Consider the following 26,952-nt stretch of genomic DNA (forward strand, 5'->3'; position numbering starts at 1 on the left):
GAAATTCTTAAGCATAAAACTCGCGCTGACACATCTACTTTTCACCTAGCTATTATTCTATGCGCAGCCTTCACAAAATTCCCTTCGAATAGTTCCCCTTTATATTTGTCCATCTTTTCTACCCACAAGAAAAGGGACTGAAATTCAGATTCATAAAAACAATAAAATCGAAGTAAAAGCACAAATCACTAAGACATGCCTCCAACTATAAAAAAACAACAGCCTGTTAGATGAAGTATAAAATTTTTAGCAAAAACTTTTTTATACTAATATTTTTAGTATATTTGAATATCAGTTTTAGACAATGCTTTTATGGAACACAGCGCAGCATATGACAATAAGGATTTACACGTAGGTGACATCGTTCGCTTTCATACCCCCCATCCCGATGAGGATCCAAATACGATTTTCATTGTACTATGGTCATACTACGATCCGGCTGGAAAATCATCACGGGCTGAAGTGGTTAAATTTGACCAACGTTCCAAACAAACACCTGTCATTCAGAAGTGGTTTATACGAGATTTAGAAAGAGTCCCCGAAGTAAGTCCAGAATTGCTGAAACAAATTGAGTTATTTATGAAAAGTAAACTTGGCAATGCTATTATCAGTAAGCTAGTCATCTAACAAATTTTAGATCTTCAAATTCGACGTAAAATATGGAAAATAAATTCAAAGAGAAGCGAGGGATGGTGTCAGGTCCGATCTGGTCTGACTGGCGAGAACAACTCCGGGAAAGTGAATTAATCGGCTTACATCAGAGACTCGAGAATCTAGAAAGAGAAATACTCCTTGATTGGCTACAATGGCATGATCCAAAAGGAAACTATACCGATCGTAAATGTATTGAAAATGGCGTGCAGCAGCTTTCCAAATTAAAGGCTGTCGCGTATATCCATAAAGAAATCCTGCGCATCCACATGAAAAGAAGATACAATGCCTTTTCGAATACACACGCACAACTCATCTTTAACAACTAAAATTTCAGATTATGGAGTCTTTTATTAAACAGATCATAGCGCATCAGCTTCCAAAAATTCTAGCTATGGAATCGCATCGCACAGATTGGCGTTATCAGCTCATGAACTTAAAAGATAAGACACTATTCGATAGATTAATGCTGATGAAAAGACAAGAATTACTTGCTTGGCTACAATGGCACGATAATGCTGGGACTTACGCTGATCACGACTGCATCCGGAGAGGTATTCCCTTATTTACGAAAACTCAAGCATTGACCACTGCTTATCAGCGGATTATGCGTGAACATGAAGGCTGGGACGGCTATATGGGAAATGAATATATCCGTGGCAGTGTACTTTAAAAAAAGACACCTTTTAAGCAGGAAATATTTTGTTCGCAGTGATATACGAGGCTAATGTCTTTAGATTAGGAAGTGCCGCTCCTATTGTATTATTAAAATAAGTATAGACTTCTTTTCCCGCTGCAATCCATTCGTTAATATAGGTACTGTATTCCAACAATAGGCTGTCCGAATAGCTTCCCTTATAGTCACCATTTGGGCCATGAAAGCGCATATAGATTATCTTTGCATCCGCATATTGAAGACGCATACCTTGCATATCCTTATCATGAATAACCAGATGCATTTCATAGGATTTTAAAAGTTCGAAAGTTTCTTCTCTATACCAGGAAAGGTCCCTAAATTCTACACATACCTGCCATTTTTCACTTCTCTTATCCTGGGCAATACAATCCAGCAGTTCAACAAGCATTCCAATAGAAGCAAATTTAAAAGATGGTGGTAATTGTATGAGCAAGCACCCTTTCTTTTGGCCGATAGCGTCAATAACAGATAGAAATCTAGCGACATCCTGTGGATCAAACTTAAGTTCTTTTTGATGCGTAATTCCCTTCCATAGTTTAAAGGTGAAACGAAAATCATCGGTCGTCTCTTCGGACCATCTTCTGACTGTTTCTTCTCTGGGAATTTTATAAAAAGAACTGTTTACTTCCAATGAGTTAAATAGTAAACTGTATACAGCCAATCGACTTTTATCCTGTAACTCCTCAGGATAATAACTTTTATTCTTGTAAGGTAAAAGGATACCGCTCGTTCCAGTAAAATATGATTTTTCCATACCCTTATAACAATCGAGCAGCATGCAATGGTTCATTTTTTCTTTCATAGACGAATTATCCTTTGTATTGGTCTGCAATTGAATTGCATATAAAAAACAATTTATCTAAGTTTGAGAAACAAGTAGTACAGCAACAGCTATTGTTAAGCAACTTGTTTTCTAGTTTATTAGTGGATAATTAATCAAGCACACTATATCAATGCAAAAAAAATCGTACCTCATTTGTTTCATTATTGGCGCCATTTTGGGCAGTTGTACCGGAAATAAAAGCAACAATACCAATACAACTTTAAGTTCCCAGTCCGAACATGCTGATGAAAATCCGACATTTACCTTTGACAATATTAAACAGCACTATACGCGGGGTGAGGATCTGATATTAAAGATGTATAGCAAAAACACATCCAAAATAGACTCTGTTATTTACGCTATAAACGATAAAAAGATTGGCCAGGTCGTCGGAAATGAGCCCTTCAATTATTCATTAAAACAGGAGAAATTTGGTAAGCAAATTATTAAAGCTGTCGTATTTAGTAATGGAAAGCGAGAAGAAAATTCGGTCAACATCGATCTATTCGCCTCTAACCCTCCGCTTTTGCTAAGTTATAGCATTGTGAATATTTATCCACATGATGCCAAAGCTTTCACACAAGGACTGGAGTTTTACGGTGATAATTTGATCGAAAGTACTGGGAATGGGGTTGGTCCAAGTGGAAATAAGGGGAAATCGAGTATCCGTATTGTTAATCCTAAAACGGGTCAGCCCATCAAAAAAAATGAATTGGATGATTCAATTTTTGGCGAAGGTGCTACCGTCCTAAATGGAAAATTATATCAATTAACCTATAAAAACAATCTAGCCTACCTCTACGATATAAACAGTCTTTCTGTTTATTAAGACACTTCCTTACTTTCAGCCAATGGAAGGTTGGGGCTTAACTTCTGACGGTAAAAACTTATTCATGTCGAATGGTTCTGATTATATCTATACACTTAATCCAAATGATTTCTCAAAAGTGGATTATATCCGTGCAGCAACGAACACGGCCATGGTGGATCAAATCAATGAAATGGAATGGGTAAAAAGGGAAAATCTATGCAAATTTCTTTATGGAGGATGTCATTGGACGAATAGACCCTAAAACAGGTACAGTGGAGGCTTTAGTCGATCTATCCAAATTACGTGAGCATGTAACACAAGCATGTGGATTTAGATGTATTAAATGGTATCGCTTACAATAAAAGATCAAACACCTTCTTTGTTACCGGGTAAAAACTGGGATAAAAATGTTCGAGATAAAGCTAACAGAATAGCTTTATCTTCATCAAAAAAAACAACATGCTGTTCCGGAAAGAACCAAATCGCACTAATTTTTGACTTTATGGTAATTCTTTCATTTTTGTTAAAGCCCTCAGTTACCATCGGTATAATTTGTGGGTGCAAATAACTGTGGTATAATCGTCCCTTGTCCCCGTATCCTTATTGGCAATCCATTGCGCATATTTATTTGCTAAAAATTCCAATCGCTGTGCTGAAAGATAATCCCGGTAAGGTATAATAGATACTTTTTTCGCCTTCTTTACCTTCCATCTGCACATACCGCCCTTTAGTTACTTTCAAGGTGACTGCGGTGTTCAAAATCACGTAGGAAAAGCTCATCCTTGTCTGCATTATCCCATTTCGGGTCACGCGGGCAACAAACCGATCCGTAACTGTCTCTTCGATAAATTGTAAGCATGCCTTTAGCTGAAATTGGTTTAACAAAATCTAATCTAGGGTTATCAAGACCAGAAAGCCGGAGACTGTCGACTTTAACCATACCGTCCTCTCTTTTTATGGAATAATAAAAATTGGTTGTCGCAGGTTCTATACACATCCCATTTTTCGAAGCTTCTTCGGCGACTTCACCATAAAACTTCCAATCGGGAACAATCAGTACAAAATGTTGAAGATCGGGATAGAATTCATTGGATTTTTTTAGTAACTCCCACTGGAATTTTAGTACTCAAAAAGAAAACGTAAGTGGAATCCGGAAACGATCTGCAAAGGAAGATCTACTAAATAATTGCCATCTTTCTGCGTTACAAAATCATTGTCGATCATTACAACCCGACCATAGTATTCACGATACCAATCGGGTTTCACAGTATCAGCTAATGAATACGGGGGTATTGACTGATGCGCTGCTATTTTGCTCTTACAGGAACAATGCCATCATAGGTAAAAATGATAAGCAAATACCACATATTTTTTCGTATTAACATGGTTATAAAATTAAAATATATTTCAACTACTTTCCTGTTTGACTATCTACTTTTATTCCAGCTTGATTCATGAAGGCTATTTGATGTCCTAAACACGACTCAGCTAAGGCTTCAATTTTCTCTTTTTCATCAGTAATCTCCCGCAACAGACTTTTCCGAGTCCCTTTTTTCTGTTCATCAATATATTTAATTAATAAAATACCATATCCATCAACGATCTCTGTCATGTAACCAACTGAAGCGATGTGAAAACTTTCGGCAGTTTTACTGTATTCGCATTTTAATCCTTTGATGTAACTACTCAAAGCGCGTGCCTCATTCAATTTCATGTGATAGGAATAGTCTGATTTATCGACATCATATTCCCCTTCTAGCAATTTTCCATAGCTCTCATCCATTTTTTCTCGACAGCTATGAAAGAGCTTAGCCATTTTCTCATTGTACCCCAAATCCAAATTACCCCTACAGGAACACATGGTAAATAGCATAAAGATTAAAGCTAGCATTCTCATTTCTTAATTTTTTTTACAAATAACAGTTTTTTAAACCAGCCTATCCGTCTCGTTTAATATTCGTGGTCGTTGTTTTAAGATTCGTTATTTTCCGTACAACCTGCTCGCTAAAAAGCAATACGCTTATCCTTACTTTGCACAAACTATTTATTTCTTTGAGAGATGAAAAGCCTACTCTTCTAAACAGGGAATCCATAAAAATCACCTTATACTGCATTATTGTAAAAAAGGTCCTTCGAAACCTACTATATTAGCCATTTAATTAATCATTTTTTAAAAAAATCAGAAAAAAAAGCTATATTTATTTAAGAATCACACATCATTTAAGGCAAAATTCTTTGTTTCTTAAAAAAAATTACGGAACTTAGAGACTATAAACCACCGAAATATGAATAACAGACCTTTAAACGGAATGACTGACGAAGAGCTTCAAACCAACAAAAAAAATGCGCTGGTAATTACATGGATGCTCACCACCATGCTCTTTATTCTATTAGGCATGGGGATCTATACGTCAATTAACAAAGGATTCAGCGCACTAATGGCGATTCCCTTCGCCTTATCTCCTATTGTTATTCTCAATTTTAAAAGAATAAAAGAAATCAATGAAGAACTCAAAATAAGAGGAGCTCAATAAACCCATCATGAAACACCTCGCATTATTCATATTCTTTCTTTCATCTCGGATATTGTATTTGGCCAAGAGATAAGTAAATCAACGACACAGACGATCACCCAATCGGGTATTGGGCTGGGTTCTGTCATTGCCGTTGTCACCTCATGGGATCGCAACAAATCCATACTATGGGCTTTAATTCATGGGATACTCGGTTGGTTATACGTCATCTATTATGCATTCACCCGCAACGAGTAACGATTTTTAACTATAATTCTCACCAGAAGAGCCAAGCCGATCATTAGCAGAATGTCTTTTCTTACATAACACAGCGATCAATTCCTTTTCTATATCTCATCCGCAATCAAACACATGAGTTCCTCACCTATTTCCAATACAGATTTTGTCGTTGAAGAAGTCAACGAATCCAGCATTACCTTAATTTCTGAATTAGTAGACCTGACTTTTAATATTGTCCAAGGAGGTGCCTCTGTAGGCTTTATGGAAGATCTAACAGTTGAGCAGGCAAAAAGATTTTGGACTGAAGTACTGAACAAGGTCAAGCAGCAAAAAACAATATTGATTATTGCAAAAGATGCTTCTACGCATCGAATCGCAGGAACCGTTCAACTCCAAATCGACCTCCCCTCAAATCAAATACATCGTGCAGATGTAGCCAAAATGTTAGTCCATACTGACTTTCGAAGAATGGGCATTGCACAAAATTTACTTCAACACATTGAAAATATAGCTATTGATCTAAATAAGACACTATTGGTACTAGATACTGTAACCGATAGCCCGGCTTATATTATGTATCAAAAATGTGGCTGGACGAAAGTCGGCGATATCCCAAATTATGCGCTCTTCCCGAATGGAACATTGTGTAGCACGACATACTTCTACAAAAACTTGATTCTGCCAACAAAATAAAAGCCTCCAAATCGATTAATATTCATTTGGAGGCTTTTCTTAATTATTTGGGAGCTTCACATATGAATCTCCATATACTTATATATCCTATTTATTTTTGTACCATATCGGTCCCGGTTTTTCGCCCATTTCTAACACCAATGTCGCTCCGGACATAATTTGTTCGTGTCTGATATAACTTGTTTCAAGAGGCTTACCATCAATCGTAATGGCTTGGATATAAATATTGGCTTTACTGACATGGTTAGCTTTCACGGTAAATTTCTTTCCATTGGACAACTTCAATTCAGCTTTTTCAAATAAAGGTGTACCAATTTCGTACTTTCCACTTATGGGATCTACAGGATAAAATCCCAATGCGCTGAATACATACCAAGCCGACATCTGCCCGCAGTCATCATTTCCACTTAATCCCGAAGGTGTATTCAAGTAAAGTTTGTTCATTACCTCGGCTGCATATTGCTGCGTTTTCCAAGGCTGTCCAACCGCATTAAATAAATAGAGTGCATGATGGCTCGGCTCGTTACCATGTGCATACTGCCCAATCATTCCTGTACTAAAAATTGGCAGCTTGCTGGTGTCGGAAGGATGAAATGTAAACATGCTATCTAGCTTCTGTCCAAAGCGATCTTGCCCACCAACAAGTTTAATCAATCCAGGAATATCATGTTGTACAGACCAAAAATATTGCCATGCATTACTTTCACAAATATGTGCACTATATTCCTCCGCATCAAACGGGGTAATAAATTTACCATGGCTATCTCGAGGTTGCATAAATGAAGTAGCCGGATTATACACATTTTTATAATTTTGAGCTCTCGCAAAAAACGCTCCTGCAATATCTTTCCTTTCCATCTTATCGGCCATCATTGCGATACAATGATCGTCATAGGCATATTCAAGTGTTCGTGATAAGGACCAGTTTTCGGCATTGTATTCATCTTTTACGTCATAGGGCACATAGCCTAATTTTTTATAAAGACCTATACCCCGGTAATTATCAATATTAGCCGTGGCAACACAGGCTTCTAACGCTTTTATTGCATCAAAATCACCAATTCCTTTTAAATATGCATCTACAATGACAGGAATGGTATGATTGCCAATCATCATATCCGTTTCACTCCCATAAATATTCCATACCGGTAGTCGGCCATGCTGTTCATAAAAGGCAATGAAGGACTTAATCATATCATTTACTCGACTAGGGTCTATATAGGTAAATAATGGATGCGAAGCTCTATAGGTGTCCCAAAGTGAGAACGTGCTATAATTGGTCCAACCTTCAGCCTGATGTACCTTCCGGTCCGCCCCCATGTAAGCACCATCAACATCACTGAAAATTGTCGGTGCCAACATTGAATGGTATAGTGCTGTATAGAATTAACCTGTTCCTCTTTGTCTTTGGTCTCGATTGCTACCCGCCCCAATTCATGGTTCCAATTTTGTTCGGCCTCTTTTAAATAATAATCAAAATCATCATTTGGAACTTCTGCTTTTAAGTTCTTTGAAGCGCCTTCCATACTTACTCCCGAAAGGGCCGTACTTAAAGTCACTTGTTCTCCAGCTGCTGTCTTGAAATCAAAACGTGCTTTGAATGCTGTACCAATACGTTTTGCACTTTTTGCCGTTGTATCAGCACTGGATAATATTGCTGAACTATCGATATGAACGGCCATAAAAGGCTTAGAAAACCGAGTTTCAAAATAAACGCGTTGGCCTCTTGCCCAGCCCTCCGAAAAACGGTAACCACGGATAGTAACAGAATCAACCACTTCGATGTGTGAATCTGTTGTAGCATCCCAATTCATTGCTTTCTTTAAGTCTAAAAATACTGCAGACTCGGCTTTTGGAAACGTATAACGTTGAATACCGCAGCGTGCCGTTGCTGTCAGCTCTACATTTATATCGTAATCAGTAAGTTTTACCTGATAGTATCCGGCGTGAGCCTTTTCGTCTTTATGCGAAAATTTGGAATGTATACCTAAGGGAGCCGGGGCTTCATGATAAGGTAAGGTAACCGGCATATAAGATATGTCGTACAAGTCGCCGGCTCCGGTTCCACTTAAATGTGTATGGCTAAAACCAGCAATCGTACTGTCAGGATAAAAGTATCCGGAAATACGGTCCCAGCCAGGCAGTCCATTATCTGGGCTAAGCTGTACCATTCCAAAAGGTGACTGTGCTCCAGGATATGTATTCCCCGTAAAATCCGTTCCGATAAAAGGATTTACATACCCAGCATAAGAAGTCTCATCGGAGTTTTTTAGTGAAGCGCAACCCATTAAGGACAAAAGGCCTGCACAGACCGCGTAATTAATATATTTCATCGTGTAGATCAGTTTTTCAATTTAGTTTGCCTAATTATCTATTTCCAGTAACGATTAGAATATCCTTGCTATTGACCAAAGTCTGATGGTTGATTTTAAATCCATTGAATGGTTTTCCATCGATAAAGATCTTTTTTATATAATCTCCGGCACCCTCTTTTTGACGTCTTATTGTCACTTTGTCGCCATTTGGATAATATTTTTTATCGAGTTGAATGGTCACTTTGTCGAAAACAGGTGTTACAACAGTATAATCTGGTCTACCTGGACAAAAAGGATAGATGCCGATCATGTTCATTAAAGCCCATGTGGACATTGTTCCCGTATCGTCATTTCCCGGTATACCCCCAGGGCTGTTCGTAAAATGCTTTTCTAAAATTTCTTTGACTAGCTTCTGGGTACGCCATTCTTCTCCTTTGATTTCTGAAAACACATGTGGATACAGCATATCTGGTTCGTTAGTAACATCAAAATACCCTTTATCAAAAGTTGCCTGCAGTCTATCCACAAATTTTTGCTTTCCGCCCATCAATTTCACCAAACCAGGGATATCAAATGGTATGGCAAAGCTATAGTTCCAAGCGTTACCTTCATGGAAACCATGATTTGGTTCAAAATTGGCGCCCATCAATGGGCTAAATGGACTTAAAAACTCGCCGTTAGGAAGAATAGGCCTGAAAGTCCCATACTCCGAAGAATAATAGTGTTTATACCCCTGTGCTCGCTTAGCAAAAAGCTGAGCATCTTTAGTTTTCCCCAATGAGGCGGCCAGTTGGGCTAGGTTCCAATCGGCAACATAATATTCAATGGCATGAGATACCGAATTATCGAATGAATCGCGCAGTGGAACATACCCATACTTCACATAGTCCGCATTGTCTGGTCTAATTTTATTTGTCGAATCCGTAGTCGTAGCCGATTTCAGAAACGCTTTGTAAGCTGTATTAACGTCAAAATCCCGAATGCCTTTCATCCATGCATCAACGATCACTGGAACTGCCGGATCGCCATCCATGGTATAGCTTTCTCGACTATACAACTCCCATTTGGGCATCCAACCGCTTTCCTTATAAATATCGATCATGGAACGTATCATACCCACCTGCTTATCAGGATAAACCAGTGACATTAGAGGCTGAACATTTCGGTACGTATCCCATAGCGAAAACACGGTGTAACGATTGTGATCTGCAACGAGCGTCTTCCGGGTTTCCATTGCCGGATATTCTCCATTTACATCCTGCAAGATATTTGGATGAATCATAGCATGATATAATGCCGTATAGAACACTGTTTTTTGGTCCTCTGTACCACCTTCGACCTGTATCTTTGACAATGCATTATTCCAAAGTGAAGCTGCGTGCTTTTGCGTTTTTTCAAAGCTAAAGTCTGCTTGCTCAGCGTCTAGATTTTTACGCGCATTTTCAACACTCACAAATGATACGGCCAGCTGTACTTCTAAGCTTTCATTTTCTTTGACGTCAAAACTAAAATACGCACCAAGATCATCGCCTGAAAGCTGATCGGTATAGTCCGTAAAAATTTTATATTTTCCGGCATCTTTATTCCAATCGTTTTCCCATTTTTCTCCGGCACGCTGGAATTTCCAATATCCTCTTTTTGACGGTTTTTTATTGACACGCATAACAAAGAAGATGGGATAAACAGCCTGATTGTTCGTGTAACAGAAAGAGCCCAACAATTTAGATCCTTCTATTTCGGTGTCACTTACATAACGAACTGTTGCTCCCGTTTCATTTGTTAACCCTTCGCCTAGATTAAGTAGGATATTTGCCTGTCCTTTTGGAAAAGTAAATTTCGACACACCTACACGGGTTGTCGCTGAAACTTCTGTCTTGATACCGTATTTCTTTAATATATTGCTATAATATCCCGGATGGGCAACCTCTTGTGTATAGGTACTCCCATATTGATGATAATCAACCTCCAATTTCCCCGAAGTTGGCATCAACAACAGACTTCCCATATCTGGACATCCTACCCCACTTAAATTAACATGAGAAAAACCTGTAAAATAACTAATGCTATGTTCATAGGGAGTAGACCACCATCTTGCATCCTTATCAAATGCATTAAGTGATGATCCCATTACATTAAACGGAGAAACATTCATCAAGCCGTTGGGAACCTGAGCACCCGGATTAGTTGTTCCATAATTACTGGTTCCAATAAACGGGTTGACATAGTCTGTAGGAAGCTTTTGGGCAGAAACGTTCTCCCAAAGAAATAATCCTAAAAGTAAAAAACGAATAGATTTGATCATATAATCTTGATAGACGACATTGTTAATTGCTTTCATTCAAGCAAACACCATAGGCCGCGCATTTTAGCGTGTACCTACAATACTACAGATAATCGCAAAGATTTACAAATCGTACTTGTCGTTATATCGATGATTTTACGTTTGTTAATAGGATTTAGCAAAACTATACATGTTAAGCAAAGAGATTTATGATTGTCAATAACAACAAAAGCCTGAAGTGGGGAACTTCAGGCTTTTACTAACTAACCAATTATTAACCTAAATTATGAAACTACTGATATAACGTCATCAAAAACGAGTTTCTTATGTTAGGCCGAATGGTTTAACCAAATTTTAACAAATCATTGTTATCATCAATGCGCATCAGGTTTGGTCCAGCAATAAATATATTTTTATTGATACAGTCCCCATTGCTTATTCGGTGTAGCGCCCATTTCTAAAACAAGCTCACCTCCTTTCAGAAGTTCCGAAGCATCAAAATAAAATGTATTAAGCGGTTTTCCATTTAATGTAGCACGTTGTATATACATATTTTTCTTATTTGCATTTTTCGCTTTGATAATAAATTGTTCACCTCTACCGTATTTACCGCCCAATTTAATCCTCACTTCCTCAAAGAGAGGGCTTCCAATTTCATAAATTGGCTTGACTCTTGTCCCGCCATCTATCTGAAATAAACCAATAGCATTCATAATATACCAAGCACTCATTTGCCCTTGGTCTTCATCTCCCAAATAAGCATTTGAAACCCCTTGGCCATAATAGCGTTCACCTATGGAGCGACTCCATTTTTGCGTCAACCAAGGCTTATTCAACCAATTAAAAATATAGGCAAAATGCATCGATTGCTGATTTCCCTGAACAACAGGATAATCCCAATATTGATCATTAGGACCATTGTAGCGCCATTTCTCACTTTCCGGAAATCCCCATTCCAATCGTTTTAAAAACACATCCTGTCCGATCATTTTAGCTAACCCAGGAATATCCTGTGGCACAAAAAAGGTCAGTTGCCATGCATTTCCTTCTACATAATGATGGTTAGCTCCCGATTTAAAAGGATCAAAATCTTTATACCATTCTCCTTTTGAATCCTTCATCCGGGCATAGCCACTACTGACATCTATCGCGTTTCTCCACCATTTTCCGCGATCATTGAAATAGTTGTACTCCTGCTCCTTTCCTAACGATTTTGCGAACTGCCCAACTGTCCAGTCGTCAAAACTATATTCCATTGAATTGGAAAACCGGCCCAAATCATAAGGAACGTACTTATATTTTAAATAGACATCCAAATCACGATTACCTGCAAAACCACCTTCAAATTTCAATGGACTTGTTGTCTGCATTTTTTTAACAGCTTCAAATGCCTTTTCAGTATCGTAGTCTCTAATCCCCATCTGGTATGCCCCAACAATTAACGGTATTTCATGTTCTGCAACCATGACGGGAATATACTCCATTCCAGCCGGTCCTTTCGCCAACCAGCCATTTGCGTCATACATCGCAAGTTGCGATCTGACCCATTTATTGGACCATTCCGGCGTAACCAAGTTCCAAAACTGATTTAAATTCCAAAAGGTATTCCAGAAAGCATCACAGCCTAAAGCGAGATCCCCTTTATGGGCTAAAGTTCGTATCACTTCATCCGAAGATCTCCATTGACCATTCACATCACTAAATGTGTTTCGGCTTGCCAAAGTGCGATACATATTTGTATAGAATTTCTCTTTTTCAAAATAGTCTGAAGACTTTATCGCCAATCTACTTAAAAGTTCATCCCAAACTTTATGTTGGTTTTCCACGACCCGATCAATCGACCATCCGAATGGCTCCGACAGTTCCGTTTTTAGATTCTCCTCCGCATTGGCTAAGCTCACATAAGAAATCCCTGTGCGCAGTTGTACAGCCTTATCTTTATGCACATCAAATTCCACGTACATTCCCGAAAATTGAGCGCTATCAGCAACCAAATCAGCCCGTTCAGTCAACCGATCGTTATGCCATGTGCCATAGTTTATGATAGGTTTGTCAAACTCCATCACAAAGTATACGACATAATCCTGTTTTGCATCCGTGGACCAAACGTTTTCAGATAATTGATTACTATATCCTACGACCTTATAGTCAGAAACCTTTTTTAGCGAGAAGTCTTTAATTTTATAATCATATTCTCCGTTAACCTTAAGATCAATCATGATACGTCCTGTGTCCGACTTATGGTAGGTATATTGTTGAAAACTGGAACGTGTACCAGCCGTCAATTTCACATCGATATCGTGATCAAGCAGATGAACAGCATAATATCCCAATGGAGCCTTTTCGCTGGTTTTATCTATCGCTGATCGATATCCTGAATTTTTACTGTACTGATCTCCGACCCGAGTCTTCAATTGACCTGCTGTCGGAAATGTACCCAATCCAGCCATTGTCCATTCATGGATATGGCTAAAAGTACCAATAGATTCGATAGAAGGTTCATAACCTGCCTGCCAGCCAATATTTTGGTTATCTGGACTTATCTTTACCATGCCAAAAGGCATCCATGGTCCCGGGGCTATCATCCATCTGGAATGTGCTGCCCCCATCATCGTGTTCACATAATCTGAAACTCCGCCCAGTCTTTTTGGGCCCCGCTTGATTGTTGAAGACTGTATTAATTGCCCATTACTATAAATTTCATACTTACTCCATATATCCTTAGCGACATAAGGCATTGGTATTTCCAATTTCGCTGCACCTTTTTCAAGTGTTTTCTCATAAATTTTCTTTCCATCTAAGACTACTTTCAACTGTTCATCATCTTTCAATTTCAAGAGATCAACCAGCATATTTTGGACGGGTTTCCCTGCATTTAAGATCTCAAATTCAGCTTGCTGTACATTTTTAACAATTACAGAACGATTGGCTATTAGCTTTACTTGCTGTGGCCCCAGCAGTTTAAAGGAATCAAATTCAACCCATCCTCCCTTTATGACAGTCATGGTAATCTGATTTCCGCCTTTCTTAATGAGATCAGCTGGTAATGGTATATTTATCGTAGAATTTCCAGATTTTAAAGGATTCTCTAACGGCTCACCATTTCCTGCCCCCCCCTCCACCTCAAAATTATAGGGCTTGCCATTGATTACGATCTGTAGTGTAGGTTTATTTTTAGGGTCACTATTGGCCAATTTAACCTGAAGTGTACACTGACCATTTTTTATACTATTGTTTAACACATAGTATAAATTCAAAAAATGTGTTCTCAGACCAGAGGTTCCTCCAGTCCCGCCCCATTCATTGGCCGGACCGGGCAATACATAGGGTAAATCCCTTGTTAAAGAAGATTGGCCGATAATAAACGCATTGTCTTCATAACCGAAATCATGTTCCAAAAATTTCTTATATCCATTCGGGGACAAGGCAAATTCGCTGCTTGAACCGTCTGAATTTCCCAATTGCCATATTGTGTGCTCCTGGCCAACAACAGACTGAGCACACATGAACAACAGACCGGCGACAAAAGAAAGTGAGAAACGTAATTTCATAAGTATCAGATTTTATAATTTTTAATTACATCAGTTGCTTTCCTCATAAACTGCACAAAACAATTCACAAAACACATTACATTGTACATACATTAATAACTTACAAAAACGTTTAAAAGCAAAACTTTATGCACAATATTACTACAAAAAAAACATATATCAAATGAAAAACAGCAAAATGTATATACATATAAAAAGAAAGAAACAAAATGAATTTATTGACACAAGTTAGCGAAAATGAAAGGTTTTGATTCTTAGAGAGGAAAGTTATATCAATTTGTAGTTTGCGCAATATCCACCGCATTTTCTAGTTTTCGGGGAAAAATTGCCTTTATTTAGAAAAGTGTTTCTACAGATTATTTATGATAAAAAAACTTAATAGAAGTTTTCTCATTGCAATATTTGCCTAGAGTCCATTATTTTAGGATTAAAACTTTGTCAAAACTCAAGTAAAGCAATAATTACTATTGGCTATTTGGATCTAATAAGTTATATTTATACAATTATTTGCTTTGAAACCTTAAAGATAAGAGTATTATCTTTTGTATTATCATTATAAACGATATTCTACCCATTTGTGTAGAAACTTATTTCATTGCTGGATAGAGATGCAATGTTTGAACAAGTTCAACTATAAACGTTGACAATGATTACGAGGTAAGGATAGGAAGGTAAAAAAAGTCTATTATTAGCGTATAAATTGAGATTACGTCCTTATTTTTGTAACTTGCACGCCAGGACAACATCGATTTTACGTGGTATTCAAAAGCGATTGCGGATCATCTTTGTATTTTACACTATGAAAATTAAGATTGAAGATTTTTTCAAGCCGGTACAAGTTAAAGACGACTTTAGCAAAGATGATTATGAGATTGTCGAAGCCTTTATAAATTTTGCCAAGTCCTTAAGCAGATTAACCTATCAGAGTATATATTTAATTGACTATTCAAAGAAAAGCTTTCTATTTGTGTCTGATAATCCAATCTTTTTGTGTGGAAGCACGCCTGGGGAAGTCATGCGAGAAGGGTATTATCACTATGTTAATAATGTACCTGAGAGTGATTTACATTTATTAAAAAAGATCAATGACGTTGGTTTTGACTTTTTTGGAAATTTAGATGCCGAAGATCGCTTAAAATACTCCATATCTTATGATTTTCATTTAAAACAACCGGGAAATAAGCCACTGTTAGTAAACCATAAACTAAAACCTCTGCTCCTGGATAAGTTTTCTAACCCCTGGATCGCCCTATGCTTAGTTTCTATGTCCTCACATGCTAACTCAGGAAACATTAGATTTAAATCTGATGAGGACGGAAAACAGTTTGAATATGACTTGGATAAAGATATTTGGGTAGAAACTCCGCGCATTAAATTGAAACCCCGTGAAAAGGACATTCTTCTTTTTTCCGCACAGGGTCTTACTATGGATCAAATAGCAGATCGACTTTATGTATCGATTGATACGGTAAAATTTCATAAAAAACAGATATTTTCAAAACTGAAAGTCAAAAGTATTACAGAGGCTACAGCATTAGCCATTGAACTATCTCTTTTTTAATCTTATTCATTATTTTTTGAACATAATAGCATTAGTTTTGACATCTCAACAAATTTTTGAATATCGGCATGATTTCCTATACTAAACTGGGAATATTTATTTTTTTCAATGAAAGTCTCCAGCCATTCCGATTTAATATAGATCGGTAATGTCTCAGAATAGAGGTAGATGATTGGATCACCAAGTTGAAAAGATTCTATCTCCAATTTTCGAAGCGTATTGACCACTTTTCGATCACATTCAGCTATAACCAATCCACTACCAAGGCTGTACGGACCATAGAATGCGTCAAAAAGCATCTTTTTCAGAATATTAATGCGATTACCTATTATCTTTCCAGAAATTACGAAACGTCCAATGTGCCAAAAATTCTTTACATCTGGAATTAACAAACTTTCTGTCTCGATATCAAATAATTTTTGAATCGGCAAACTCGTTTCCTTATCCCAAAATGTAATTCTAATGGATGCCTGAATACAGTTATCAAGCTTACTTCGAAGTACATAATAAATGGAACGATCAAAAAAAATCTGATCCTCTCCTATCAATGACTCAAAGTCAAACGCATATCCCTCTTCGGAATAACTATCCAGTTTGTAATGCTGCTGAGTCGTTACTAAATAAAAATGAATAAGTTCAGGAAGTTCGTTTTTATTAAGCTTGGTAAAATAATAGTTTTCAGGCGTCCAGTTCATGCAAATGTTATTCGATATGCAATTATAAAAATAAAGACTTTTCGTTTAAATTCCCACAGAGACAAATTTACTACACAAAAGTGTAATGAAACGAATGTTTTTTTCAACTATATTAAGTTCAACCAATCATTGATAAATAATAGGAATCTGGAAAGAATTTTACAGGTTTAGATGTCGCTAAATTAAATACAATATGACTAACCATTCCCGATAATAAATACAAACCTAATGATAATTGCGGAGGAGAAGACGTCAGCGCGATTTTACCATATTCTGCCAAAAATTCCTCAAACCATTTCGTTTTTACACCCTTTGTTTTTAAGCTATCCACAATGAATTCACCGACATTTAATTCGAATGTCTGATGGGCCTTTTCCAAAGACTGCAGATTGAGACCTTCAGGCGGAAGCACCGTTAAAAATCCGGCCCAACCCAAATTATAAGGATGTACTACCGGTATATTTCGTTTTGCCATATACTGGTCAAAGACAAAAGGAATATCAGAAGAAAAATCCAACGCATTAATGGCAACCTTATGATTTATATCGATATTATATAAATTATCTTGGTTAATAAATTCAGAAAACACTGTTATTTTGGCTTGCGGGTTAATTGAATGCAAACGTTCCTGCAAAGCAAATACTTTCTTAATACCAATATCCTTGTTTGTATAATTTTGTCTGTTTAAATTTGTCAATTCGACAACATCTCCATCGGCAATTGTCAAATTTTCGAAACCCATACGCAATAAGCACTCGGCAATGTAACTTCCTATTCCACAACCTCCTATTAACACCGGAAAGTCTTTGATATGTTGTTGATCCTCTTCTTTAATATGTATGTTATTTCGAATATACCTCAAATCCATATATAATCTCTCAATAATTTTGTATCACATAAAGATAGAATTATAATTTATATTATTATTAAAGAAATTGCTAAGTAAATTTCATAGTTGCGTAGTACAAATTAGCGGCGATTTTGCTTAATTTAGCCACCTATCTTTTGTTTTTATTTTGATTCAAAATGAATACCTTTAATAAAATCAACGTGTAAAAATGGATAATACAAGAATATATCGCATGTCATTTGCTGGTGTATACCCGCTTTATATACAAAAAGCCGAAAGAAAAGGACGTACAAAAGAAGAGGTTGACGAAATCATTTTCTGGCTTACCGGCTATAGTCCCATATCGCTACAGCAAGTAGTTGAAAATAAAACTGACTTTGAACATTTCTTTAAACAAGCACCAAGTTTAAACCCGAATGTTTCGAAGATCACGGGTGTAATCTGCGGCTATCGCATTGAAGATATTGAAGATCCGCTGGTTCAGAAAGTTCGCTATCTCGATAAATTAATTGATGAACTGGCCAAAGGGAAACCCATGGAAAAAATTTTGAGAAAGTAAACTCTGCTACGATTCGTAAATAGCGCGTACTTACTATTCCAATGCATAGATGGCACCATCAGCGGCATTAAAATAAAGCCGATTTTCATCGATCCATATTGTTGAAAAGATACTTCCCATCTGCAGGTAGTCTGCAAACAGTCTTGTAATATCATCCTCATATTTTTGTTGCAGATCGGCGCGCAGCACATTTTCATCATTTATAAACAATTGCCTATTCTTTTTACTTGACTCCGTTTGAAAAATAGGCACAACCCCTCCGTTTTTTATATCCAATTTATAAATTACACCATCCAGCGTTCCAAAAAAGGCCTCATTACCTACGATAGTGGCACTGCTAAATGTATTTAAAGGCACTTTAGGTTCAACTATTTTCACGCCGTCCATTCTATTTAAAACAAGTATACTATAGGAATCCGACATGGTTACGACAAGCTTATCGTCAAAAATACTAGGAACACTCGTCCAGCTCCCTGGTTGATGATATACCCAAAAGCCACTTCCATTCGCGGTATTAAGCGCATATACATTAAAGTCACGAGCACCAAAATAGACTGTACTGTCGGCGACTGCTGCATGGAACTGAATCTCGCCTTTTGGAAAATAACGTTCACCAACCGTTTTAAACTTCCAATGTAGGGTACCATCTTTTTTCAAACAATAAAAATAACCATCAAAACTACCAATGAAAACACGTTCTTGTGTCAGCGTTGGGGCTGCATGCACAATGCCCCCAGTCAGGAATTTCCAAACAAGTTTTCCCGATTTAGCATCTACGGCATAGACATGATGATCCCCAGATCCAAAATAAACTACACCATTTGCAACCGCAGGAGATGAGAGGAAATAGTCCCATATATCATAACTCTTTTCACCATCGGTTGAAAACTGCCATAATTTTCGACCTGTTTGGGCATCCAGGGCATACAAGTAGCCATCAGTGCTTAAAAAATACACTTTTCCGCCATCAAGAGCAACAGTCGACCGAATTTCACCGGTAGTTTTATACTTCCAAAGTATATTACCGCTCGTTTTATTCAATGCGTAAAGATTACTGTCGCAAGACCCGACAAAAACGATATCCTTCCAAACGACGGGCGAAGAAAACAGCCTTCCCTCTGTTTTGAATTTCCATTTCAACGCGGGATTTAACCTAATATTGGATTGTGCTGTATAATTTTGGCGATCTAGGCCTCTAGCCAGATGCTGCGCCCGTAATTGACAAAAACATCCCACTGCAATAAATAGGATAATAATTGGGCGCCAATCATATTTTAGTCCAAACATCGATGTACTTTTATTCAGGTTATATTATTGATAGATAAGGTATTTTTCCCTAGTCTTTCTATAATTACTTAGGCCCGGCTCCCAGCTTTTTCGGATTTCTTCTTCCGAAACACCGGCTTCAATTTGCTTGCGAAATAAACCTACGCCGACGAGCTTTTCGATACTGCCAATCTGTTTCGAAAATGATTGATCAAAAAACTTATCTTTTTCCGGAGAATTCCGATAAAGCGCTATCATCCAGGATAGGTTTATTTTTTTGCTATCGACAAGCTGCTGCAGATCATATTTACGCAGGTCTATTCCATAACATTCTTCATTCATAAACAGAGGCGATTCACTCATCCCTTTTTTACTGACGGGGACAAATGAGAAATCATATGTACCCTTATAGATTGGGCTACCGATCACAACAAAGGGATAATCGGTGCCTCTACCATGATTTACTTTTACACCTTCAAAAAGACAGGTACTTGGATATAAGAGTATGCTTTGTTCCGTATTTAAATTGGGCGAAGGATTGACTGGTAGCTTATAAAGCATACTATGATCATAATCTGCTACAGGAATAATCTTCAATTTACACTTCTTTTTAGTATTCATCCAACCTTCTCCGTTGATCATCTGGGCAAATTCAGCAGTAGTCATCCCATGCGCAATAGGAACAGGGAATTGCCCAATACCCGACTTATACTCTTCCTCCAAAATAGGACCGTCAATTAGATAAGCATTGGGATTGGGCCTGTCTAAGATCAAGAGCTCCTTATCATTTTCGGCGCAAGCCTCCATAATATCCCGAAGGGTATTAATGTTGGTATAAAACCTCACCCCCATATCCTGCACATTATAAATAAACAGATCGATATCTTTTAGATCCTTCGCTGTTGGCTTTTTCTTATTCCCGTATAAAGAGACAATAGGAATTTTAGTTGTCGGATCGACTTCATCCCCCACTTCAGTTCCATTACTTGCATTCCCTCGAAATCCATGCTCAGGCCCAAAGATTCTCACAATCTGAACCCCGCGCGCAAGCAGACTATCAACAAGGTGCCGCCCTTTAATAACCGTAGATGGATTGCCCAATATCGCAATGCGTTTATTCATTAAATAAGGAAGGTAACGCTCGGTTCGTTCTGCTCCAGTTTGTATACGATCATTACAATAATTCAACGAGATCTGCGCAGTTGCATTTCTGAATAGGAATAGAATCAAGATAGAAATAAGCACTGGTTTCATATTCATTTGGTTTATACTATTAAAATATAGGCCCTGAGCATCAAGCTATTTATCCGATTGCAAAAACTAAACTAAGGATAAAGCTTTATTTTAGCAAATCATTTGTTAAAATTGATAAACAAGTTTTATCCAGCTACCTTTGGAATATTATTGGGAGCGTGATTTGCACATGAAACAATAGATGACATTCAAAAGCTGTGGCATACTAAATTTTATACTAATAATTGATAATGGAAAAGCAGGTAAATGCGGGCGAATTTGTAGATCGTTTTATGACAGGTAGTTTGGAGCACCTTCGCTACCAACAATCGCCGATCAAGATATTTCAGCTCAGTGAAATCGCCCCTTACATTAAATTCCCTACTCCGCCAATTTTCTTGGGCTATAACCTCCTCGTCCATATAACTGAAGGTTATTTTAAACATCAGATCGGTGCCAAAGAATATGTCGTTCAGGCTCCAGCAATTCTTATCAGCAATTATGGTAATATTTCAACAATAAAGTCTGTCGATAAATCTTCGAAAGGGCATTGCGTCTTGATCAACGACAATGCGATGACGTCCATATTCAGGGAACAGGAGATTTTGAATATCTTTAACATCTCGCCCTTACTTAACTTAACTGCACAAGATAGTAGTGATCTTCAGGAGCTTTTTAGATTACTTTATAATGAACTACTTTCGGAATTCCCTTATCGAGAACTGTTTGAAAATTTGTTAAAATCGGCAATTTTAAAAATCATCAAACTTTCGTCCTCCAATCAAGCCCTCAATCGTCGGCAGGAAATTGCAATGATGTTCAAACAGCTTGTGCACAAAAACTTCAAAAAGCAAAAAAATATTTCATTCTACGCCGACAAACTTGCAGTATCTACAAACTACCTTAATCGCTGTGTATTTTCAGTATTTAAAAAATCTTCCAAAGAACTTATTCTAGAAGTACTGATTATGCACAGTCAATTTCTGCTGTTTGAATCCACTAAAAGCATTGCAGATATCTGTTATGAATTGGATTTTTCTGACCCGTCTTACTTCTCACGACTTTTCAAAAAAATAGTTGGCGTCTCTCCTACTTCTTATCGAAACAGAGCAACATAAATTTTCAACATGCACGATTTGTCCTATCTTTTATACTGAAGTACACAAGAAAATCAAATTGATTGCAGTTATTTTTGTGTAAGTCATTGAAGCAAAAGAGAATTTCAGTTCGGTAGCACTCTTTATTCTCGATGTTTCAATTTACATTGTTCCATCATTTAATTACATATTTAAAGATGCTTAAGGTTTCAGAAGACAACAATATAACCCAGGATTTCGATTTGTTTATTGCAGATTTTAAAACTAGGCTGTCAAGCTTATTTAATAAGGAGTACGATTACAACTCGCTCAGTTTAACGCGTGGGCTTCCCCCTGAGTTTTTAAAAGAGATCATGAAAATGCAACCATTGTCGGTTGCTATCCCCGAACATCACGGTGGTCGTGGTCTTCATGTAAAAGAATGTTTGGGTGTACTGGCGGCAGCTTCTTATGAATCACTATCGTTATCGCTAATCTTCGGGATCAATATTGCACTATTTTTGGAACCTTTTGCCAAATACGGCAACACCTTACTTCAAGAGAGGGTATTCCATCAATTTTTGGAAAATCAGGCAATGGGAGGACTAATGATTACCGAACAGGCTTACGGCAGTGACGCACTCAATATGCGAACATCTTACGAACAAAGGGACGATAAGTACTATATAAAAGGTGAAAAACACTGGCAAGGTCTTACTGGAGCTGCAGACTTTTGGCTCGTAACAGCGCGCAAGAAAAATGAAAATGGAGAACTGGTGCGGGATATAGATTTCTTTGTCACAGAGAACGCCGTCGAAGAACAAAAGATTGTTGTCACAAAGAAATACAATAGCCTTGGTCTCTATGCAATTCCTTATGGTGTCAACAACATTGATATCAATGTTCCCGCGGATCATAAACTAAATCCGGAAAGTACAGGAATTAAATTGATGTTAGATACCCTCCACCGCAGCAGATTACAGTTCCCAGGGATGGGCATGGGTTTTATAAAACGAATGTTGGATGAGGCCATGACACATTGTTCCGAACGCCGTGTAGCAGGTATTAGTTTAAATGAATTAGACGCTGTTAAATTTCAGTTGTCGCGCATACAGGCTGCATTTACCTTGTGTTCTGCAATGTGTTCATACAGTGTCTCGATCAGCTCTATCCATAATGACCTTTCAGCCTATGGTGTAGATGCCAATAGTGTGAAAGCATTTGTGACAGACTTAATGCATGAAGCCGCGCAAATATGTGTGCAATTATCCGGTGCAAATGGCTACAGGTTAGACCATGTTGCCGGTCGTGGCCTCATAGACAGTAGACCTTTTCAAATCTTTGAGGGATCAAATGAAATGCTATATTCTCAAGTTGCTGAAGCGATCGGTAAACTTATGCGCAAAACCAAAGAAAGCAACTTATTATCTTTCTTAAAAAAATATAGCTCAACTGAATTTGCAGCACCATTTTTCTCATCAATCTTGAATTTTGACTTTCCGCTACAGCCGAAACAACGTGAACTGGTTACACTTGGAAAGATAATCGCCCGCGTCATTTGTTTTCAGTATGTTTTACAAATTAACAATGCCGGGTTCAATGATAAGATGACTGAAATAACACGTCAACACGTAAGTATGGATATTTATATGTTGGTAGGCCAATTATCAAATAACAATAATGCCGAACCACTTATGAACTATGACGAGAACACGGATTGGATGAAGTTCACTTCTTAATCAGGAGAGATTACAGGAATCAAACTAGTCAGTAAGTTTCAATAAACGCAAGAGGCCACTTCCTATGAAGTGGCCTCCTGCGTTATATTGCTGAAATATCCCATTCCCACACACTATGATAGTGCCCTATCGACTCGGTATAGGCAATAAATTCTCGGTAAAACGGATGTGAACCTATTGTAGCACTATCTCCAATAACAACCAATTTCTTCTTAGCTCTAGTCATTGCCACATTCATCCGGCGAACATCAGACAAAAAACCAATCTGCTGTTCAGCGTTACTTCTGGTCAAACTGATATAAATAACATCCTTCTCTTGTCCCTGAAAACTGTCTATTGTCTGTATTTTAATCAAGTCATTAAAAGGTCGCAGCTCGTCTTCCCCTTCCAATACTTCCTTCAGGAAAGTAGCCTGTTTCCGATAAGGTGCAATCACCCCGATGCTCAGGCTTTCATTTAGGGTCGAGGAAGCTTTCCAAGCCCCAATATGGTCGTTTAGATGAGCTTTAATAAAATGAGCTTCGCCCATATTGAAGATTGCGCCGTCACTTTCCGTTTCTTCAAATCCCGCTCCTGCTGTATCAATAAATAACACCGACTCAGTATCCATTGCTAAGCTCCACTGTGCCACTGTACTATCTGCTCTTAACGAACCATTATATAAGGCTACAGATGGGTAATGCATAATTTGTTCATTCATGCGATACTGCACATCTAGCAAAGAAACTAATTGTGGATTACGGTCTACCAATTTTTCAAATAATGTATGACTCAGGCCATGGTTAGATCCCTTACTCGATTTTACTGTTGGAGGTAATTGATTATGATCACCGGCCAAAATAAGCCGATGTGCCTTTAATATCGGTATCCAGCAAGCAGGCTCTAATGCTTGTGCAGCCTCATCAATAATGACTGTTTCATAGCTACGATTGCGGATAACCTCATGATTTGATCCAACCAAAGTTGCAGTGATTACCTGCGATTTATCCAAAACATCTGCACTGATAAAATCTTGAATTTTATCGACATCTTTTCTGATTCGATGGGCCTCATCAAACAATGCTTTTCTTTGCTCCCGCTCAGCCTTTCCAAAATTACGTTTATATTTTTGAGCCATCTCTGTATACGCCCGCACTTGTTTTTGAAGTGTTTTAATATCCTTATTTGCGGGATGTCGATCAATCTTTGCATCGAGTGTCAATTCTTGAAGATGTTCCGAAACCTTAACAGGATTACCTATTCTTGTTACTGTAATGCCAGCAGCGTCTAAACGTTCGGTTAGCAGATCAACGGCCGTATTGCTCGGGGCAACAACCAATACTTGCTTGTTGTATTGTTTTAGGAGTGCCTGCACGACCTGAACCAATGTTGTTGTTTTCCCTGTCCCCGGCGGCCCATGCAAAAGAGCCACGGTACTTGCTTCCAATAGCTGTTGGATCGCTTTATTTTGCCCCATATTTAAGCTGGGATGCTCAAAGAATTCTCCAATAGAAGCAATCGGAATGACCTCTTCACCGATTAATCTTCTCACTAAACTACCCTGCTTTGCATCACGGCTCAATTCCTTTCCTTTCTCCAATGCATTGAACATCTCCCGATAGGAATACTCATCAAATAACAAATCAACACCAAGCTTCCCTCTTCTGCTCCATTCTGGAAATTCATCGACACGAAATGAAATTCGCATCCCATCCCTATTGATCGAAGATATGATGCCCTCTATTCGATCTCGGTCGGGATCGTGATTTGAAAACAGACAAACTGGCATACCAAAGCGAAACTTATGTTCGACCTCATAATGATTTGTTCGATTTAAATTAACGGACAAATAGTCTCCTCTTCCAAGCTCCGTATCCGTTATCTGAATCGGAAACCAGGTGACACCTTGCATTCTTCGTTCATTCAAACTACTTTTCAACAACAAATTTTCATGTTGTAATTTATCAAATTGCTGCTCTTCTTGTAATAAAGTAATAAGCTCGTCGAAATAATTCATCGTGTCATATATATTGCTCAGGCACAAAATAACTGTTTTTTCACGTATTTGGACCATTTGGTTTTTAATTTCATCTCATCCTTTGCCAAATTTTGTAAAGCAAATCGATATCCTTCTAAGGAAGCAATGGATCTAGCCGTAAATTCATTTTTTTTTTGTTATAATTGAAAAACAGACCGTTTTCCAATCGAAACATCCATAAATCAACAATTAGATGAGCGAAATATTCTTACACGATAGCGAACAGCAATGGACAGACTTGGGCGAAGGTGTGATGCGAAAAATACTTGTTTTTAATGATGAACTCATGCTCATGAAAGTTCGTTTTAAAAAAGGGGCCATCGGTACACTTCATCAACACCCCCATACGCAGATTTCTTATGTTAGTGCTGGAACATTCAGATACCATATTGACGGTGTTGATCGCATCCTAACTGCAGGAGACTCTTGTATCATCTATTCGCAATTGGTTCATGGATGTGAATGTCTCGAGGAGGGTGAACTGATCGATTCATTCACTCCTTATCGCGAAGACTTTGTTCAGTCTACCTAAAAAATGTATTGATAAGGTCTTGAAAAAATAATAATCATTTTGTTCTAACGTTAATGCAATAACATTCAAAAATATGATCTCACTTCTTTCTCCCCATATGCGCGCAACATTTGCTGGTGTATGCCTGAGCATTGGTTTACTCGGTCTTTCCCCATCTCTACAAGCGCAAGAAAAACCTCTTTTAATAGAGAAGATAAATTCGCAACTATACCTCTATACCACCTTTAATAATTTTGAAGGCACCAAATATGCTGCTAATGCGGTCTATTTAATAACAAAAAAAGGCGTTATTCTATTTGATACACCATGGGATTCCACACAATATCAACCCCTATTGGACAGTATCAAACAGAAACATAATTTACCCGTCATTGCGGTGTACGCAACACACTGGCACGAAGACCGTGCGGGTGGTTTTGCGTATTACAACCGTATTGGAATTCCAACCTACGCAACGAAAATGACGAACGACCTACTAAAGGCAAATCACAAAGCCCAGGCCACTCATCTTGTTTCCACCAATAAAACCTACAGCGTCGGCGGACAATCTTTTGTTCTGAACTTTTTTGGTGCCGGACACTCCATGGACAATGTTGTTGTCTGGTTTCCCGAATATAAGATCCTAGACGGTGGTTGTTTTATAAAAAGCTCCGAAGCCCAAGATCTAGGATTTACGGCAGATGGGGATATAAAATCCTGGAAGCCATCCCTAGCGAGGTTATTGGCAAAATATCCCGAAATTAATATGGTTATTCCTGGACATGATGCCTGGAAAGATAAAGGTCAGATAAAGCGAACCGAAGCTCTGCTTACTGAAGGACACTAATACATTTCTTTTATCCCCAAGGA

General features: G+C 37.9%; 25 protein-coding genes and 2 pseudogenes. 14 read left to right on the forward strand and 13 right to left on the reverse strand.

All coding sequences use genetic code 11. The annotated features are described in order from the left end of the window. The first annotated feature begins 312 nt into the window (after nt 1-312). Genes DTA23_RS07890 through DTA23_RS07900 form a run of 3 tightly spaced genes read left to right on the forward strand, consistent with a single transcriptional unit; the run spans nt 313 to nt 1,324 of the window. Nucleotides 313-627: a hypothetical protein gene (locus tag DTA23_RS07890; RefSeq protein WP_070569368.1), complete on the forward strand. Its 315-nt coding sequence runs from the start codon at nt 313-315 to the stop codon at nt 625-627. Between the two features lie 32 nt (nt 628-659). Next, entirely contained in the window at nt 660-980 is a 321-nt protein-coding gene (locus DTA23_RS07895; RefSeq protein WP_070569365.1) for a hypothetical protein, read from the forward strand. Between the two features lie 11 nt (nt 981-991). Further along, a complete protein-coding gene (locus DTA23_RS07900; RefSeq protein ID WP_112374357.1) occupies nt 992-1,324 on the forward strand; it encodes a hypothetical protein in 333 nt (110 codons plus the stop codon). Between the two features lie 13 nt (nt 1,325-1,337). Here DTA23_RS07900 and DTA23_RS07905 read toward each other — a convergent pair whose 3' ends face one another. Further along, nucleotides 1,338-2,102 carry a DUF72 domain-containing protein gene (locus tag DTA23_RS07905; protein WP_070569952.1) on the reverse strand — a complete coding sequence of 255 codons (765 nt, stop codon included), beginning with the start codon at nt 2,100-2,102 and terminating at the stop codon, nt 1,338-1,340. A gap of 199 nt (nt 2,103-2,301) precedes the next feature. Between DTA23_RS07905 and DTA23_RS07910 the strand changes: the two genes are divergently transcribed. The 3 genes and pseudogenes from DTA23_RS07910 (at nt 2,302) to DTA23_RS30255 (ending at nt 3,375) form a co-directional block, all read left to right on the forward strand. Continuing rightward, nucleotides 2,302-3,000, forward strand: a complete 699-nt coding sequence (locus DTA23_RS07910; protein ID WP_112374358.1) for a glutaminyl-peptide cyclotransferase — start codon at nt 2,302-2,304, stop codon at nt 2,998-3,000. Next, nucleotides 2,996-3,172: pseudogene (locus tag DTA23_RS07915) on the forward strand (glutaminyl-peptide cyclotransferase); the annotation flags it as partial. The gene DTA23_RS07910 and the pseudogene DTA23_RS07915, both read left to right, overlap by 5 nt. 134 nt (nt 3,173-3,306) lie before the next feature. Continuing rightward, nucleotides 3,307-3,375 (forward strand): glutaminyl-peptide cyclotransferase, encoded by a 69-nt coding sequence (locus DTA23_RS30255; RefSeq protein ID WP_112374406.1) that lies wholly within the window; start codon nt 3,307-3,309, stop codon nt 3,373-3,375. A 143-nt stretch (nt 3,376-3,518) separates the two neighbouring features. Here DTA23_RS30255 and DTA23_RS26900 read toward each other — a convergent pair whose 3' ends face one another. From DTA23_RS26900 to DTA23_RS07930, 3 genes are all read right to left on the reverse strand, one after another. Beyond that, complete coding sequence (locus DTA23_RS26900) at nt 3,519-3,701, reverse strand: hypothetical protein (protein WP_146753035.1); 183 nt, start codon at nt 3,699-3,701, stop codon at nt 3,519-3,521. Between the two features lie 8 nt (nt 3,702-3,709). Beyond that, nucleotides 3,710-3,979, reverse strand: coding sequence for a hypothetical protein (locus DTA23_RS26905; RefSeq protein WP_146753036.1), 270 nt, complete (start codon nt 3,977-3,979; stop codon nt 3,710-3,712). Between the two features lie 414 nt (nt 3,980-4,393). Then, complete coding sequence (locus tag DTA23_RS07930) at nt 4,394-4,879, reverse strand: hypothetical protein (RefSeq protein WP_146753037.1); 486 nt, start codon at nt 4,877-4,879, stop codon at nt 4,394-4,396. Between the two features lie 388 nt (nt 4,880-5,267). Between DTA23_RS07930 and DTA23_RS07935 the strand changes: the two genes are divergently transcribed. Then, the gene (locus DTA23_RS07935; protein WP_046675688.1) at nt 5,268-5,516 is read left to right on the forward strand and encodes a hypothetical protein; all 249 of its coding nucleotides are present in this window, start codon (nt 5,268-5,270) and stop codon (nt 5,514-5,516) included. Between the two features lie 351 nt (nt 5,517-5,867). After that, the gene (locus DTA23_RS07945) at nt 5,868-6,428 is read left to right on the forward strand and encodes a GNAT family N-acetyltransferase (RefSeq protein ID WP_112374362.1); all 561 of its coding nucleotides are present in this window, start codon (nt 5,868-5,870) and stop codon (nt 6,426-6,428) included. Between the two features lie 87 nt (nt 6,429-6,515). On the opposite strand, the gene DTA23_RS27490 is transcribed toward DTA23_RS07945, so the two are convergent. The 4 genes and pseudogenes from DTA23_RS27490 to DTA23_RS07960 form a co-directional block, all read right to left on the reverse strand. After that, nucleotides 6,516-7,790, reverse strand: coding sequence for a GH92 family glycosyl hydrolase (locus tag DTA23_RS27490; RefSeq protein WP_218565317.1), 1,275 nt, complete (start codon nt 7,788-7,790; stop codon nt 6,516-6,518). Nucleotides 7,791-7,879: 89 nt separating this feature from the next. After that, a pseudogene (locus DTA23_RS28715) lies at nt 7,880-8,761 on the reverse strand (hypothetical protein); the annotation flags it as partial. A 34-nt stretch (nt 8,762-8,795) separates the two neighbouring features. Then, nucleotides 8,796-11,081 (reverse strand): GH92 family glycosyl hydrolase, encoded by a 2,286-nt coding sequence (locus tag DTA23_RS07955; RefSeq protein ID WP_204990758.1) that lies wholly within the window; start codon nt 11,079-11,081, stop codon nt 8,796-8,798. Nucleotides 11,082-11,437: 356 nt separating this feature from the next. After that, nucleotides 11,438-14,575, reverse strand: a complete 3,138-nt coding sequence (locus tag DTA23_RS07960; RefSeq protein WP_112374363.1) for a GH92 family glycosyl hydrolase — start codon at nt 14,573-14,575, stop codon at nt 11,438-11,440. Between the two features lie 799 nt (nt 14,576-15,374). Between DTA23_RS07960 and DTA23_RS07965 the strand changes: the two genes are divergently transcribed. Next, on the forward strand, nt 15,375-16,136 hold the full coding sequence (locus DTA23_RS07965; RefSeq protein ID WP_070569349.1) for a response regulator transcription factor: 762 nt from the start codon (nt 15,375-15,377) through the stop codon (nt 16,134-16,136). Nucleotides 16,137-16,138: 2 nt separating this feature from the next. On the opposite strand, the gene DTA23_RS07970 is transcribed toward DTA23_RS07965, so the two are convergent. Beyond that, nucleotides 16,139-16,831: a hypothetical protein gene (locus tag DTA23_RS07970; RefSeq protein WP_112374364.1), complete on the reverse strand. Its 693-nt coding sequence runs from the start codon at nt 16,829-16,831 to the stop codon at nt 16,139-16,141. A gap of 118 nt (nt 16,832-16,949) precedes the next feature. Further along, the gene (locus tag DTA23_RS07975; RefSeq protein WP_112374365.1) at nt 16,950-17,699 is read right to left on the reverse strand and encodes a HesA/MoeB/ThiF family protein; all 750 of its coding nucleotides are present in this window, start codon (nt 17,697-17,699) and stop codon (nt 16,950-16,952) included. Between the two features lie 190 nt (nt 17,700-17,889). Here DTA23_RS07975 and DTA23_RS07980 point away from each other — a divergent pair, with 190 nt between their 5' ends. Then, nucleotides 17,890-18,240: a DUF2200 domain-containing protein gene (locus tag DTA23_RS07980; protein WP_070569339.1), complete on the forward strand. Its 351-nt coding sequence runs from the start codon at nt 17,890-17,892 to the stop codon at nt 18,238-18,240. A 33-nt stretch (nt 18,241-18,273) separates the two neighbouring features. Here DTA23_RS07980 and DTA23_RS07985 read toward each other — a convergent pair whose 3' ends face one another. Both DTA23_RS07985 and DTA23_RS07990 read right to left on the reverse strand, forming a co-directional pair. Then, nucleotides 18,274-19,527 (reverse strand): outer membrane protein assembly factor BamB family protein, encoded by a 1,254-nt coding sequence (locus DTA23_RS07985; RefSeq protein ID WP_112374366.1) that lies wholly within the window; start codon nt 19,525-19,527, stop codon nt 18,274-18,276. A gap of 24 nt (nt 19,528-19,551) precedes the next feature. Then, a complete protein-coding gene (locus DTA23_RS07990; RefSeq protein WP_112374367.1) occupies nt 19,552-20,766 on the reverse strand; it encodes an exo-beta-N-acetylmuramidase NamZ family protein in 1,215 nt (404 codons plus the stop codon). Nucleotides 20,767-20,990: 224 nt separating this feature from the next. Here DTA23_RS07990 and DTA23_RS07995 point away from each other — a divergent pair, with 224 nt between their 5' ends. Further along, nucleotides 20,991-21,857 carry a helix-turn-helix domain-containing protein gene (locus tag DTA23_RS07995; protein WP_172462352.1) on the forward strand — a complete coding sequence of 289 codons (867 nt, stop codon included), beginning with the start codon at nt 20,991-20,993 and terminating at the stop codon, nt 21,855-21,857. A gap of 176 nt (nt 21,858-22,033) precedes the next feature. Continuing rightward, complete coding sequence (locus DTA23_RS08000; protein ID WP_112374368.1) at nt 22,034-23,554, forward strand: acyl-CoA dehydrogenase family protein; 1,521 nt, start codon at nt 22,034-22,036, stop codon at nt 23,552-23,554. 82 nt (nt 23,555-23,636) lie between these two features. On the opposite strand, the gene DTA23_RS08005 is transcribed toward DTA23_RS08000, so the two are convergent. Beyond that, nucleotides 23,637-25,550: an AAA domain-containing protein gene (locus tag DTA23_RS08005; protein WP_112374369.1), complete on the reverse strand. Its 1,914-nt coding sequence runs from the start codon at nt 25,548-25,550 to the stop codon at nt 23,637-23,639. Between the two features lie 214 nt (nt 25,551-25,764). Here DTA23_RS08005 and DTA23_RS08010 point away from each other — a divergent pair, with 214 nt between their 5' ends. Both DTA23_RS08010 and bla read left to right on the forward strand, forming a co-directional pair. After that, nucleotides 25,765-26,103 carry a cupin domain-containing protein gene (locus tag DTA23_RS08010; RefSeq protein WP_112374370.1) on the forward strand — a complete coding sequence of 113 codons (339 nt, stop codon included), beginning with the start codon at nt 25,765-25,767 and terminating at the stop codon, nt 26,101-26,103. Between the two features lie 97 nt (nt 26,104-26,200). Continuing rightward, a complete protein-coding gene (gene bla, locus DTA23_RS08015; protein WP_070569933.1) occupies nt 26,201-26,929 on the forward strand; it encodes a BlaB/IND/MUS family subclass B1 metallo-beta-lactamase in 729 nt (242 codons plus the stop codon). Nucleotides 26,930-26,952 lie beyond the last annotated feature (23 nt).

The sequence above is a fragment of the Sphingobacterium multivorum genome (genome assembly GCF_900457465.1).
In the GTDB taxonomy this organism is placed as follows: domain Bacteria; phylum Bacteroidota; class Bacteroidia; order Sphingobacteriales; family Sphingobacteriaceae; genus Sphingobacterium; species Sphingobacterium multivorum.

What these genes read in the sequence shown, in the direction of transcription:
- DTA23_RS07890 (WP_070569368.1), top strand. Translation starts at nt 313, where the DNA reads ATGGAACACAGCGCAGCATATGACAATAAGGATTTACACGTAGGTGAC.
- DTA23_RS07895 (WP_070569365.1), top strand. Translation starts at nt 660, where the DNA reads ATGGAAAATAAATTCAAAGAGAAGCGAGGGATGGTGTCAGGTCCGATC.
- DTA23_RS07900 (WP_112374357.1), top strand. Translation starts at nt 992, where the DNA reads ATGGAGTCTTTTATTAAACAGATCATAGCGCATCAGCTTCCAAAAATT.
- DTA23_RS07905 (WP_070569952.1), bottom strand. Translation starts at nt 2,102, where the DNA reads ATGGAAAAATCATATTTTACTGGAACGAGCGGTATCCTTTTACCTTAC.
- DTA23_RS07910 (WP_112374358.1), top strand. Translation starts at nt 2,302, where the DNA reads ATGCAAAAAAAATCGTACCTCATTTGTTTCATTATTGGCGCCATTTTG.
- DTA23_RS26900 (WP_146753035.1), bottom strand. Translation starts at nt 3,701, where the DNA reads ATGTGCAGATGGAAGGTAAAGAAGGCGAAAAAAGTATCTATTATACCT.
- DTA23_RS26905 (WP_146753036.1), bottom strand. Translation starts at nt 3,979, where the DNA reads ATGTGTATAGAACCTGCGACAACCAATTTTTATTATTCCATAAAAAGA.
- DTA23_RS07930 (WP_146753037.1), bottom strand. Translation starts at nt 4,879, where the DNA reads ATGAGAATGCTAGCTTTAATCTTTATGCTATTTACCATGTGTTCCTGT.
- DTA23_RS07935 (WP_046675688.1), top strand. Translation starts at nt 5,268, where the DNA reads ATGAATAACAGACCTTTAAACGGAATGACTGACGAAGAGCTTCAAACC.
- DTA23_RS07945 (WP_112374362.1), top strand. Translation starts at nt 5,868, where the DNA reads ATGAGTTCCTCACCTATTTCCAATACAGATTTTGTCGTTGAAGAAGTC.
- DTA23_RS27490 (WP_218565317.1), bottom strand. Translation starts at nt 7,790, where the DNA reads ATGTTGGCACCGACAATTTTCAGTGATGTTGATGGTGCTTACATGGGG.
- DTA23_RS07955 (WP_204990758.1), bottom strand. Translation starts at nt 11,081, where the DNA reads ATGAAAGCAATTAACAATGTCGTCTATCAAGATTATATGATCAAATCT.
- DTA23_RS07960 (WP_112374363.1), bottom strand. Translation starts at nt 14,575, where the DNA reads ATGAAATTACGTTTCTCACTTTCTTTTGTCGCCGGTCTGTTGTTCATG.
- DTA23_RS07965 (WP_070569349.1), top strand. Translation starts at nt 15,375, where the DNA reads ATGAAAATTAAGATTGAAGATTTTTTCAAGCCGGTACAAGTTAAAGAC.
- DTA23_RS07970 (WP_112374364.1), bottom strand. Translation starts at nt 16,831, where the DNA reads ATGAACTGGACGCCTGAAAACTATTATTTTACCAAGCTTAATAAAAAC.
- DTA23_RS07975 (WP_112374365.1), bottom strand. Translation starts at nt 17,699, where the DNA reads ATGGATTTGAGGTATATTCGAAATAACATACATATTAAAGAAGAGGAT.
- DTA23_RS07980 (WP_070569339.1), top strand. Translation starts at nt 17,890, where the DNA reads ATGGATAATACAAGAATATATCGCATGTCATTTGCTGGTGTATACCCG.
- DTA23_RS07985 (WP_112374366.1), bottom strand. Translation starts at nt 19,527, where the DNA reads ATGTTTGGACTAAAATATGATTGGCGCCCAATTATTATCCTATTTATT.
- DTA23_RS07990 (WP_112374367.1), bottom strand. Translation starts at nt 20,766, where the DNA reads ATGAATATGAAACCAGTGCTTATTTCTATCTTGATTCTATTCCTATTC.
- DTA23_RS07995 (WP_172462352.1), top strand. Translation starts at nt 20,991, where the DNA reads ATGGAAAAGCAGGTAAATGCGGGCGAATTTGTAGATCGTTTTATGACA.
- DTA23_RS08000 (WP_112374368.1), top strand. Translation starts at nt 22,034, where the DNA reads ATGCTTAAGGTTTCAGAAGACAACAATATAACCCAGGATTTCGATTTG.
- DTA23_RS08005 (WP_112374369.1), bottom strand. Translation starts at nt 25,550, where the DNA reads ATGAATTATTTCGACGAGCTTATTACTTTATTACAAGAAGAGCAGCAA.
- DTA23_RS08010 (WP_112374370.1), top strand. Translation starts at nt 25,765, where the DNA reads ATGAGCGAAATATTCTTACACGATAGCGAACAGCAATGGACAGACTTG.
- bla (WP_070569933.1), top strand. Translation starts at nt 26,201, where the DNA reads ATGCGCGCAACATTTGCTGGTGTATGCCTGAGCATTGGTTTACTCGGT.